This window comes from Nocardia sp. NPDC059180 (assembly GCF_042754945.1).
GTDB lineage: Bacteria > Actinomycetota > Actinomycetes > Mycobacteriales > Mycobacteriaceae > Nocardia.
In genome coordinates this window covers 224974-236900 of record NZ_JBHZBU010000007.1, presented here as the reverse complement: position 1 = coordinate 236900, position 11927 = coordinate 224974, and the positions used below count along the sequence as shown (strand labels likewise).

General features: G+C 67.4%; 9 protein-coding genes. 4 read left to right on the top strand and 5 right to left on the bottom strand.

What is annotated here, in order from left to right; genetic code table 11:
- Positions 1-54: 54 nt before the first annotated feature.
- Positions 55-1545, top strand: a complete 1491-nt coding sequence (locus ACFXNW_RS22105; protein ID WP_379419620.1) for a serine/threonine-protein kinase — start codon at positions 55-57, stop codon at positions 1543-1545.
- A gap of 243 nt (positions 1546-1788) precedes the next feature.
- Entirely contained in the window at positions 1789-2619 is an 831-nt protein-coding gene (locus ACFXNW_RS22100; protein WP_379419619.1) for an IclR family transcriptional regulator, read from the top strand.
- Positions 2620-2706: 87 nt separating this feature from the next.
- Here the strand turns inward: ACFXNW_RS22100 and ACFXNW_RS22095 are convergent, their stop codons facing one another.
- Together ACFXNW_RS22095 and ACFXNW_RS22090 are read right to left on the bottom strand one after the other, a co-directional pair.
- Positions 2707-4380 carry an FAD-binding dehydrogenase gene (locus ACFXNW_RS22095; RefSeq protein ID WP_379419618.1) on the bottom strand — a complete coding sequence of 558 codons (1674 nt, stop codon included), beginning with the start codon at positions 4378-4380 and terminating at the stop codon, positions 2707-2709.
- A gap of 2 nt (positions 4381-4382) precedes the next feature.
- The gene (locus ACFXNW_RS22090) at positions 4383-5054 is read right to left on the bottom strand and encodes a TetR/AcrR family transcriptional regulator (RefSeq protein WP_379419617.1); all 672 of its coding nucleotides are present in this window, start codon (positions 5052-5054) and stop codon (positions 4383-4385) included.
- Between the two features lie 150 nt (positions 5055-5204).
- Here ACFXNW_RS22090 and ACFXNW_RS22085 point away from each other — a divergent pair, with 150 nt between their 5' ends.
- Both ACFXNW_RS22085 and ACFXNW_RS22080 read left to right on the top strand, forming a co-directional pair.
- The gene (locus ACFXNW_RS22085; protein ID WP_379419770.1) at positions 5205-6236 is read left to right on the top strand and encodes a zinc-binding alcohol dehydrogenase family protein; all 1032 of its coding nucleotides are present in this window, start codon (positions 5205-5207) and stop codon (positions 6234-6236) included.
- 157 nt (positions 6237-6393) lie between these two features.
- Positions 6394-7053 (top strand): cutinase family protein, encoded by a 660-nt coding sequence (locus ACFXNW_RS22080; RefSeq protein ID WP_379419616.1) that lies wholly within the window; start codon positions 6394-6396, stop codon positions 7051-7053.
- 9 nt (positions 7054-7062) lie between these two features.
- Here ACFXNW_RS22080 and ACFXNW_RS22075 read toward each other — a convergent pair whose 3' ends face one another.
- The 3 genes from ACFXNW_RS22075 to ACFXNW_RS22065 form a co-directional block, all read right to left on the bottom strand.
- Positions 7063-9093 carry an SDR family oxidoreductase gene (locus tag ACFXNW_RS22075; protein ID WP_379419615.1) on the bottom strand — a complete coding sequence of 677 codons (2031 nt, stop codon included), beginning with the start codon at positions 9091-9093 and terminating at the stop codon, positions 7063-7065.
- A gap of 382 nt (positions 9094-9475) precedes the next feature.
- A complete protein-coding gene (locus ACFXNW_RS22070; RefSeq protein ID WP_379419614.1) occupies positions 9476-10168 on the bottom strand; it encodes a heme oxygenase (biliverdin-producing) in 693 nt (230 codons plus the stop codon).
- A 149-nt stretch (positions 10169-10317) separates the two neighbouring features.
- Complete coding sequence (locus ACFXNW_RS22065) at positions 10318-11880, bottom strand: threonine/serine exporter ThrE family protein (protein ID WP_379419613.1); 1563 nt, start codon at positions 11878-11880, stop codon at positions 10318-10320.
- Between the last annotated feature and the right edge of the window lie 47 nt (positions 11881-11927).

Below are 11927 nucleotides of genomic sequence, written 5' to 3'. Positions count from 1 at the left end.
TAGGACGCCGCGCATCGGCTATGGTGTGCGGCAGTTTTCGTGGAGGGAATTCGGGTGGATCGACGGCTGGCGTCGGGGCAGGAGTTCGCCGGTTATCGGATCGACCGGCTGCTCGGGGCAGGCGGGATGGGGGAGGTGTATCTCGCTCGGGATCGGGATCTGCCGCGGCCGGTGGCGTTGAAGCTGCTCAGCCCGGTGATCGGTGACGACGGTGAGGTGCGGGCGCGGTTTCTGCGTGAGGCCGATACGGCGGCGCGGCTGGCGCATCCGAATATTGTCGCGGTGTATGCCAGGGGGCAGGAGCAGGGCAGGCTCTGGATGGCGATGCGATACATCGAGGGCACCGATGCGGCGACCGCCTTGCGCGAGGGGTCGATCCGGCCGGGTGACGCTGTGCGGATCACCGAGGAAACGGCGAAGGCTCTCGATAATGCGCACCGACTCGGGGTACTGCACCGCGATGTGAAGCCTGCCAACATCCTGCTGGAATGGGGACCGCAACGGCATGTCTATCTCACCGATTTCGGTATCGCCAAAGCCCTGGACCGCGCCGATGGCCTGACCAGAGCAGGGGAGCTGTACGCGAGCTTCCAGTACGGGGCGCCCGAACTGTTCGAGCTGCGCGCCGATACCGACCACCGCGCCGACGTGTACGCCCTCGGCTGCACCCTCTACTACATGCTGACCGGCGAGCTCCCGTATCCCGGCGAAACGCCAGGGCAGCTCATCAACGCCCATCTCAACGCGCCGATACCGCGCCCGAGCGAACACAATCCGGCCGTGGCGCCCGCCTTCGACGCTGTCATCGACCGGGCAATGGCCAAGAACCGCGACGAAAGGTACGACAGCTGCGGTGAACTGGCCGCCGCCGCGCGGTATGCGCTCACCGCCCCGCGAATCCCGGCTGGGCCCACGACTGCTACCGGTTCGACCGTCGTGTCCTCGGCCGCGTTCGAGAGTGCCCGGCTGAGTCCAACGGCCGACGCAATTCCCGCAGAGACAGCCCTTCCGCCGCCCCCGTACCCTGTCTCGGGGTCTCGATGGCGCCGAGCACGGAAACCGATCGCCGCTGCGACGGCCGCGATCGCGATATTCGCCTCGGCCGCCGTCGCGACAGTGGTTCTCCGCGGCGGCGATTCGGAGGCAGGCACCCCGCCCGCCGGTGCGAAGGTGGCCGCGGAACAGGCGGCATGCGAATACAGCAAGCTCATGAGCACCTACGACTACGACGATCCGGCCACCTGGGAGCAACAGGTGCACGACGGCGCCACCGGTGAATGGGCGACACAGGCCGCCGGGATCATGCCGATGGTCAGCATGCTCGTCGCCTCCGACCCGGTCCGCGCTCGGGCCGTCGATGCCGAATGCACCGCCACCATGAGCGAGTCCGACACCGTCGCCGACGTCGATGTCCTGCTCACCAACGTCAACTCGCCACCGGGCAAGCCGGAGGAGACCGAGCAGATCTCCATGTCCACTCGCATGGAGCTGGTCGATGGCCGTTGGTTGTGCAGCCGACTGATCACCCCGCTGCTACCGAACTGACACCGGGACCGGCCCCGGCTGCCGGAATGGGCACCTGGCAGCGCGGAGATCCGCGGATGCACGGCTTCGGCCAGACGTCCGCGCGCGGACGTCGAGACCTTGCCGCCTGACCTCGCGCCCATACGAGTCGGTGCTCATACCCACCTGTTGCGGGGTGTGATCGTGGTCTCGACCGGCCGAATTCGTGCTGTCGCCGGGTGTCCCGCTTCTAAGCTGTACCCGCTGCACAATGGAGGTTTCATCTTGACGGTCGAGGTGCCGATTCACCCCGGGGCCGGTGCGTTGTGGACCGGCCCGGATCCGGCGCCACGCCCCGAGCCTCCGGTATCGATGATCGAGCGGATGACGCTGATCCTGGACGCTTTCGACGGTGCGACCCCGATCCTCACCCTGCACCGGATCGTGGAACGCACCGCACTGCCGCGCTCCACCGTGCACCGGATCCTCGATCAGATGATCCGCCTGCGCTGGCTGGCCCACGCACCCGGCGGCTATCGCCTCGGGCTACGCGTGCTCGAACTCGGCGGATTGGCCGCCGGGCACAACGAGATCCGCGACGCGGTGAGCCCGCTGCTGCATGATCTGTGCCGGCGCAGCGACCTCGACCTCGTCGGGCACCTGGGTGTTCTGGACGGCCGCGAGGTGCTGTATCTGGACAAGGTCGGCGGCAGCCAGACCGCGAGTGTGCCGACTCGACTCGGCGGCCGGATGCCCGCACACAGCACCGCACTCGGCAAAGCGTTACTTGCCGCGCTGGAACCGGGCGTGGTCGACGCATCCTTCCGCGACCGGCTACCGCAGCTGACCTCACGCACGATCGGCGACCGTGTCGAACTGCACCGCGAACTCACCCGGATCCGGCACCGCCAGGGTGTCGCGGTCGACAACGAGGAGTCGGTGCCTGGCATCGGCTGCGTCGCGGTTCCGGTGCGCAGGCGCGGCACCGCGGTGGCGGCGCTGTCGCTGAGCACCCGGATCGGGACGGACCGGTCTGCCACCGATCTCAGTAATCAGGCCCGGATGCTGATGGGTCTCGCGCGCGAAGCGGCAGATCTGCTCGCTGCTCGTTTCTGAGCGGCGACGGTCTCGCCGGCAAACGTGGACCGATGACGGCCAGGTCAGGGCCGGGTCCGATCGTTGTCGGCCCGGCCCCGAACCGCGTCAACCCAATTCGGCCGCGATGGCGCGTCCCGCCGCACGCCCGGAGAAGATGCATCCGCCGAGGAATGTGCCCTCCAGAGCGTTGTATCCGTGCACACCGCCACCACCGAATCCGGCGACCTCGCCCGCTGCGTACAGGCCGGGCAGCGGATCGCCGTCCGATCGGATGACCCGCGACTTCAGGTCGGTTTGCAGGCCGCCGAGCGTTTTACGGGTGAGGATGTTCAACCGGACGGCGATGAGTGGTCCCGCCGCCGGATCGAGGATGCGGTGCGGTTTGGCGACTCGCCCGGCCTTGTCGCCGAAGTACTGGCGAGCGTTGGTCATCGCCATCAGCTGGGCGTCCTTGGAGAATTTATTGGCCACTTCCCGGTCACGCGCGACGATCTGGCGTTCGAGGTCGGCGTAGTCGAGCTGGGGCCCGCGGGCGATCTTGTTCATCCCGTCCACGAGTTCGCGCAAGGTATCGGCGACGACGAAGTCGGCGCCGTGCTTTTTGAACGCCTCCACCGGACCGGGTGCACCCTTGGCGACGCGGCTCTTGAGGGTCAGCTTGAAGTCCTTGCCGGTGATATCGGGGTTCTGCTCCGAACCCGAGAGCGCGAACTCCTTCTCGATTATCGACTGGGTGAGCACGAACCACGAATAGTCGTGGCCGGTGGCCAGAATCTCTTTCATGGTGGTGTTGGTGTCGAACCCGGGGAAGCACGGTGCGGGCAACCGCTTGCCATTGGCGTCGAACCACAGCGACGACGGGCCGGGAATGATTCGGATGGCGTGATCGGGCCAGATCGGATCCCAATTCATGATGCCCTCGGTGTAATGCCACATGCGGTCGCGGTTGACGATGGCGCCGCCTGCCGCCTCGCTGATCCCGAGCATGCGGCCGTCCACATGCGCGGGGACACCGGAGATCATGGTCTCCGGGCACGGGCCGAGCCGCTCGGTCGGCCAGTTCTTGCGAATGAGATCGTGGTTGTGGCCGATACCGCCGGAGGTGACCACCACCGCCTTCGCCCGGAACTCGAACTCGCCGACCACGGCGCGCGTCGAGGCCTTGCCACGGTCGAGGTCGGTCGGTTCGAGCACGCTGCCGCGCACCCCGATCACCGCACCGTCCTCGACGATGAGTTCATCGACCTGGTGCCGGAACGCGAAACGCACCAAACCTTTTCGCTCGCCCTCCAGTACCGGTTCGGCGAACACCCGGACCACTTCGGGCCCGGTGCCCCAGGTGAGGTGGAAACGGGGGACGGAGTTGCCGTGCCCGTCGGCGGTGGCGCCGCCGCGCTCGGCCCAGCCGACCAGCGGCGTCACCCGCAGGCCGAGCGCGTGCAGGTAATCACGCTTCTCGGTGGCGGCGAAACGCACATACTCCCTGGCCCACTGCCTGGCCCAATGGTCCTCGTCCTCGCGGTCGAATCCGGCCGAACCCAGCCAATCCTGTAGCGCGAGTTCGTAGGAATCCTTGATGCCGAGGCGTCGCTGCTCGGGACTGTCGACGAAGAACAGCCCGCCGAGCGACCAGAATGCCTGACCGCCGAGATTGTTGCGGTTCTCCTGGTCCAGGACCAGCACCCGCCGACCCGCGCGGACCAGTTCATAGGTGGCGACCAGGCCGGCCAGGCCTGCGCCGACGACGATGACCTCGGGCTCGTCGAGAGATGCGGACACGTTCAACCTCCGATGTCGGTGCTGTAGGCCAGCACGATATGGCAGAAAAGATCGATGCGCCGAGCGCGCACCACGGGGTTATCGGGCTCCAGCAGAATCTGCACGGAAGTGCCGTCATGTGCGGCGACCAGGGCGTGGCCGAGCGCCGCCGGATCGGGGACGGTGCGGCCGACGCCGGCGAGCGCGGTCGCGATGGTCGGCACCAGCGCGGCGACGATCGCCTCCTCACGCGCCGCCATGACCCGGCTGAGGCCGGGAGTGCGTAGCGCGTGCGCGGTGAATTCGGCGGTGATGCGGTACCAGCCGTCATCGATGGGCACCGCGTCGGTGAGGCGCTCGACGGCCGTGCGGACATCACTGACGTCGTCGATGCCGATCTCGTCCAATGTGGTGCGGACGTCGTCGAGCATGGTCGCGGCGCGCTGCTCCCACATGGTCAGGAACAGCTCATCGAGCGAGCCGAAGTTGGAGTAGAACGCACCACGAGTGAACCCGGCGGCCTCGCAGACCTGCTCGACGGTGCTGCGACCGAAACCCGCCGCGGAGAAGACCTCGTAGGCCGCTTCGAGTAGTCGGCCACGGGTGGCGGCGCGGCGGCGCGTCACCCGCTTGGCCGGGGTGTGCACCGTGGACGACGACACTCTGCACCTCTCGGTTCGCTCGAGTCGATACATTCTTGTATTCGATACGTGAATGTATCAGAACCGCTGACTCGGGGAGCGAGTTTCGGCGGAGTAGGGTCCTCGCAGGAACGACCCCGCAGCGCTCGCCGTCGACAAAGGGGAAGTGACATGGGCACAGCAGAGCTCGGAGGGGTAGCCCCGATGCGGTGCTGGCAGGTGCGCGCGCCCGGTCCGATCGATGGTGGTCCGCTGGAATTCACCACGACCGCGCGACCCGAGCCCGCGGCGGGGGAGTTACTGGTGCGGGTGCTGGCCTGCGGGGTCTGCCGCACTGATCTGCACGTCGCCGAGGGGGACCTGCCGGTGCATCGGGTCGGGGTGGTGCCGGGCCATGAGGTCGTCGGCGAGGTGGTGGAACTCGGACCGTCGCGCTCACCCGACGAGCGAGAGGTAGGTGCCGAGACCGAGAGTTTCGGGCTGGGAGATCGAGTCGGCATCGCATGGCTGCGCTACACCTGCGGCAACTGCCGCTACTGCCGCCGAGGCGATGAGAACCTCTGTCCCCATGCGCGCTACACCGGATGGGACGCCGACGGTGGATACGCCGAATATGCGTTGGTCCCGGCCGCTTACGCCCTGCGCCTACCCGATGGCTACAGCGATGTCGACACAGCGCCACTGCTGTGCGCCGGGATCATCGGGTACCGGGCGTTACGCAGAGTCGCTCTGCCCGAGGGTGGCCGGCTCGGAATCTACGGTTTCGGTGGCAGCGCCCATATCGCCGCCCAGGTAGCGATGGCCGAGGGCGCCGAGGTGCACGTCATGACTCGCGATCAGGAAGCTCGGCAACTCGCGCTCACCCTCGGGGCCGCCTCGGCTCAGGGTGCGGCGGATCCGCCGCCGGTGCCGCTGGACTCGGCGATCCTGTTCGCGCCGGTCGGTGAGCTGGTGCCGTCCGCGCTGGAAGCGCTCGACAGTGGTGGGGTGCTGGCGATCGCGGGCATTCACCTCAGCGATATTCCGGCGCTGAACTATCAGCGGCATCTGTTCCGGGAGCGCGAGATCCGCTCGGTCACCGCCAATACCCGCGCCGACGCGCGCGAATTCCTCGCTTTCGCTGGGCGGCACCGCATTCAGCTGACCACCCACCCCTATCCGCTCGGTGCGGCTGATCGGGCGCTCGCCGACCTGGCCGGCGGACGCTTCGCCGGGTCCGCGGTCCTGGTGCCCTGACCGGCCAGGACACGAATAAGCCTTGAGTCGATATCGGTTGGTACTTCTCGCTTGACCCGGCCTTCCCGCGTTCGTACCTTCGCGAATACAGCCGGGCCGGTGATGCCGACACCGTGCTCCCGGCAGGCACTTTCGGGTGTGAACGGCGGTGGTCACGATGGTCGGACGACAGCGACGGATCGATATCCGTTATGCGGCAGCATTATTCGCGACAGTTCTGCTCGCGCTCGGGATCGGATCCTGGAGTGGTATCGGACAGTCGAGGGCCGATGGTTGCGCAGCGGTGGAGCTGGTGGTCGCGCGCGGCACCCACGAGCCGGGGAATCTCGGTGCGGTGGTGGGTGATCCGCTGTATGCGGCACTGTCGGGAGTGATACCGCTGAGCGTCGGCGCTTACGCCGTGCGCTACCCCGCGGATCTGCTCGACCCCGGCTCGGTGAGCCGCGGGACCAACGATCTGGTCGACCATCTCCTGGACAGGTCTACGCGTTGTCCGGCACAGCGATTCGTAGTGGTCGGGTATTCGCAGGGCGCGGTCGTCGTGCACGGCGCGCTCGGGACCGGAGTCATGGTCGCCATGCCCGGGATCCGTCAACTGCCGCCGGTGCTGGCGCCACGAATCGCCGCCGTGCTGCTGTTCGGGGATCCGCTGCGCCTCAACGCCTGGTCGGTCGCGGATATGTACGCCGGCCGGACCAGGAACTATTGCGCCCCTGGCGATCCGATCTGCCAACTCGGCGCGACCAACCCCGACGCGCACGTCGGCTACCGCGACACGATCGCCGCGGCAGCCGACTTCGCTGCCCTCATGCTCTGAACAACGGGCCTACCAGTGCAAGCCGGGAACGACCCTGGCCATCCGCGCCGCCGGGCCGGGCAGTGCCATCAACGGCAGCAGCATCGGCGACAACACTGTCAATGGGCTGCGCGCCGGTTCGGCGAGCTGGTCGGCGGTGGCCGCCCCCGGACCCTCCGGTCGCAGCGTCGCACCCGAGGCTGCCTTGGATTCGCCGAACATCCGGTATCCCTGATGCATGATCGTCCGCTTCACCGACGGCATCAGCAGCTCGACAGCCTGCGCGAACGTGCCGACCGGAGTATCGATGCGATCCGGTCGATCGACCAACGCGCGCACCACGATGGCAGCCGCCTGTGCCGGATCTGGCACAGGCAGTGAGCGGTACAGGTCGGTCGGCGCGATCATCGGTGTCCGCACCAGCGGCATCCGTACCGAAGTGAACGTGATGCCCGCGTCGCGGTTTTCCACGGCGGCGATTTCGCTGAAGTTGTCCAGCGCTGACTTGCTCGCGACATAGGCGGCGAAGCGCGGGACCTTCGTCTGCACGGCGATGGACGAAATGTTGACGATATGGCCGAATCGGCGTTCCCGCATCGACGGCAGCAGTGCAAGTATCAACCGGACCGCGCCGAAGTAGTTGACCGCCATGGTCCGTTCGAAGTCGTGCATCCGGTCGGTGGAGTTGAGTACCGAGCGACGGATCGACCGGCCGGCATTGTTCACCAGGTAGTCGACCCCACCGTGGTCGACGAGAACATCGGTGACCAGCGCGTCGACGGCCTCGGCGTCGGTGATATCGCACGAGTAGGCATGGGCGTCACCGCCATCGGCGCGCACCGCCTCCGCCGCGGCTTCGAGCTCGGCGCGTCCGCGCGCCACCATCAGCACCGTCGCGCCGCGGCGGGCCACCGCATGGGCGGTGGCCAGGCCGATCCCGGAGGACGCGCCCGTGATCAGGACGACGCGCCGCGCGAAGGTGTTGTCGGACGAAGCCGGCCGATGACGGTTCGGATCGAGGTTGGCCCGCCAGTACTCCCACAGCCGTCCCGCGTAGCTGTCGAACTCGGGCACCGCCAGACCACGCAGCAGCGCACGGGTGGAATCGGAGACGAATTCGGCCGAGAACGACACATGCGGCGCCACCGCGGCGGGAATTCCGAGACGTTCCAGCAGGAAATCGCGGACCGTCGGAACGCCGGGCAGATGCGACAGACCGCTCAATGCGCGTCGGCTACCCGGCAGCAGCCCGACACCTGCGGGGGCACCCGCGGCGGCCGCGAGCGCGCCGTAGATCTCGCCGAACGGCTGCGGGCGCGGATTCACCAGGTGGAAGGTACGGCCGTCCAGGCCTGGCTTGCGCACGAGCTCGACCATGGCCGAGGCGACATAGTCGACCGGAACGACATTGGTCGCACCGAGATCGGGCAGCGGAAGCGGCAGCTCGGTAGGCAGCCCGCCGAGCGAGGCGATCGCGGGGAAGAAGTAGTAGGGACCGTCGATCTTGTCCATTTCGCCGGTGCGCGAATCTCCGACCACGATTGCGGGCCGGTACACCCGCCATCGCGCGCCGTGGGATTCGCGCACCATTTTCTCGGCGGCGAATTTGGTGCGATGGTACGGCGAGGTCAGCTGCTGGCCGAGGTCGAAATCCTCCTCGAAGAACTGACCGCGATGATCGCCGGCCACCGCCACCGAGGAAACGTGGTGCAGTACCGCGTCGAGTTGTTTCGTCAGTGCCAGAACCGAATTCGTGCCGCGCACATTGGCCGCGTGCGCGGTCTCCTCATCCGCGGTCATATCGTAGACGGCGCCGAGATGGATGATGTGCTCGGCGGCGGGCGCGGGCCCGGTCAGCCCGAGGCCGTCCGCGGTGAGGTCGCCGACCAGTGGAAGCACCCGTTCGCTGCCACGCCACCGGGTGGCCAGCGCGTCGAACTTCGTCAGCGACTGCGCGCGCACCAGAATGTGCACGGTCGCGTCCGGCTCATTGTCCAGAATTCCTTGTACGACCCGGCGACCCAGAAATCCGGTACCGCCTGTCACGATAAAAGAAACCACCGTCTTACCCCTGCTGTTCACTCGAAGCCGTTGTCGCACAGAGTTGCCCGGCATGCTGCGGTGAATGCGGACATCGAAAGATTTCGACCCCCCGAAGAATCCGTCGGGTCGAGAGTAGGAACACCATCGTCCTGACTGACCGGAACATTAATGGTGGTTACCCGCCGGTAGCAAGCTGGACCGGCCGGTGAGCGTTGTGGGAATGGTCACGAACGGTCGGCGGGGTTTTTGTGTGTTACAACAGTTTTCAGGTAACGAATATGCAACTCGCGGTGACAGATAACTGTGTTCACGGATACCTCGGGCGCGTGTGAAACCGCACCCGGCCCATGCGCGAGGTGACTCGGCCGGGGAGGGCAGTGCCGGGCCGGGCCGCTCGAGATCAGGACGGACGGCGCGTCGGGAATTCGTCGGCGAGTTCCTGGAAGACGGCGGTATTCATCGCGAAGGCGCGCTGCCCCTCATCGAGGACGCGGCGGCGCTCGAGATCGTCGAGCGGCATGCGATCGAGGAGCGCGCGGTACTCCCGTTTGAACGCAGCCGGATTGCCGACGGCGTCGAAGACGTAGAACCGCACACCGTCACCGCGATGCGGCAGATTCCACAGCTTCTCGGCGGTACCGCGGATGACCTGCCCGCCGGACAGGTCGCCGAGGTAGCGGGTGTAATGGTGGGCGATGTAGCCGCCGGGCCAGTCCCGGGCGCATTCGTCGATGCGCGCGGCGTAGGCGGCGGTGGCGGGCAGCGGTTCGAGCCCGTCACGCCAGCCCGGCCCGGCCAGATGCGCGAGATCGCGTTCGAGTTCGGCGGTGCGAGCCAGCTCGGGACGGATGAACGGCCCGGCGATCGGGTCGTCGGCCAAGGCATCCCAGCGGCCTTCCAGCGCCCGATAGACGAACCACAGCTGGCCGGTGTAGCGCAGGTACGACTCGACGCCGAGTTCGCCGCCGAGCATGTCGGAGATGAACGAGGAGTTCTCGGCCTCTTCGTGCTGGTGTGCGGTGGCGCTGCGGATCTGCGCCGAGAACGGCAGGGGTGCCGCCGGCGTTTCGGTGGCGTGATCGGTACTCGACATATCCGGACCATGCGACATATCCGAAACCACCTCACCATCACTGGGACCGTCGTGCGCAGCGGGCCGGGACCCGAATGCCTTATGCGGCCCGTGTACTCCCGGACCGACCGCCTCGACGATACCGGCTCACCAGTGATCCCGCGATGGGCTCACTTCTGTTTGCGAAGGTTGGGCGGGAACTCCTTGCGCAGGTAGGGCGGGATACCCACCGGACGACGCCTGCGCCGCACGATCGGCCGCTTCAGACTGCCGAAACGCCGTAGCACCGGTGGCCGGACCACCGTACGGTCGAACCATTCACCGAGCGTCACACCGGCGGCGAGCGCGCAGCCGACACCGAGCGCTGCCAGCAGCTGATTGGCGCCGATCAGCAGTTCGTCGTTGAGGGTGCCGTACAGGCCCCGGTACACGCTGAGACCTGGCAGCAGGGGCGTGATGCCCGCGACCGCGACGATCAGCGGCGGAGTCAGCGCACGTCGCGCCATCAGACCACCGGCGAGACCGATGACCGTTGCGGCGGCGCCGGAGGAGACGACCGGGCCGAACCCCGCATGCTGGACGAGGAGATAGACAACGGTGCCCACCGCGCCGCTGAGCGCCGCGGCGACCAGGGCCCGGCGCTCGGCGTAGCAGGCCAGCGCGTAGGCCAGTGCCGCGATGGCGCCTGCGAGCAGCTTGACCGGTAGGTCGGTGAAGACACGGGCGGGCGTCAGATCCAGCGGTGGTGAGGTTGCACCGAGAATCTGGCCCACCCGCAAGGCGAGCGCAATACCTGCGACGATGCCGCCGGTCATCATGATCAGCTCGAGCATGCGCGCAGCCGCGGTGATGGGACTGCCGGTGATCGCATCCTGCACCGAGCCGACCAGAGACAGACCGCTCAACAACACTGTGATGCCCGCGGCGATGATCAGGGTCGGGTCGACATTCATACCCAATGGCTCCGCCAAGGTCGCCAGCACGATCGCCGGTGTCGCGGCGATCGCCCCGCCGACCATGTGCTGGAAGAAGAACGGCAGCCCGTATCGATTGAGCACCCGATTCACCCGGTCGATCGCCGCGGTGGCGGCGAAACTGATCACAGCGACCAGGGCACCTCCGCCGAGCAGGACGGCGATAGAGGCCGCGAGCAGCGACCAGCCGAAGGTGGCCGTCCATCGCGCATAAGGGTGCGGCGCCGAGGTGATGGCGTCGAGCGCCGCGCGCGCGTCCTCGGGGTCGACGACCTGGGTGCGGATCCGGCGGGTCAACCGGTCCACCGCGGCGAGCCGGGTGAAATCCATGCCGCGGTAGTGCACGACACGCATGCTGCTCGCGGGTGGTAGTGAGCGGCCACGGTCGGCGTAGATGCGGATCGAGTCGAACGTGACATCGACATCGCAGCGCGCGAGACCGTAGGTGGCGGCGATGAAGCGGACCGTGGTGGTGGTGTCGTTGACCGACGTTCCGGAGGCGAGCACCACCTCACCCATGCGGACCGCGAGGTCGAGCACTTCGGCGACCATGGCATCGTCGCTGAGATCGATCGGCTGTAGCGGCGTCGGCGCGGCGACGATGGTGTCGGCGGTCGCTTGACGATCACCGACCAGACGTCCGAATGCCTGCGTGACCACGGGTAGCTGAAGGATCCGGCGCCGCCGTGGACCGCGCGTCGCGAACTCTTCGACCCGTGGTTCGCCGGTGTCTCCTCCCGAGGGCGCGCCAATAGCCATAGCCGTGAAGGTAGTCACCTTCACCGCCCTCGCGCATCGTGATCCGC

Bases quoted from the DNA above. Each gene is read 5' to 3' on its own strand.
- ACFXNW_RS22080 (WP_379419616.1), top strand. From the start codon at position 6,394: ATGGTCGGACGACAGCGACGGATCGATATCCGTTATGCGGCAGCATTA.
- ACFXNW_RS22070 (WP_379419614.1), bottom strand. From the start codon at position 10,168: ATGTCGAGTACCGATCACGCCACCGAAACGCCGGCGGCACCCCTGCCG.
- ACFXNW_RS22085 (WP_379419770.1), top strand. From the start codon at position 5,205: ATGCGGTGCTGGCAGGTGCGCGCGCCCGGTCCGATCGATGGTGGTCCG.
- ACFXNW_RS22090 (WP_379419617.1), bottom strand. From the start codon at position 5,054: ATGTATCGACTCGAGCGAACCGAGAGGTGCAGAGTGTCGTCGTCCACG.
- ACFXNW_RS22065 (WP_379419613.1), bottom strand. From the start codon at position 11,880: ATGGCTATTGGCGCGCCCTCGGGAGGAGACACCGGCGAACCACGGGTC.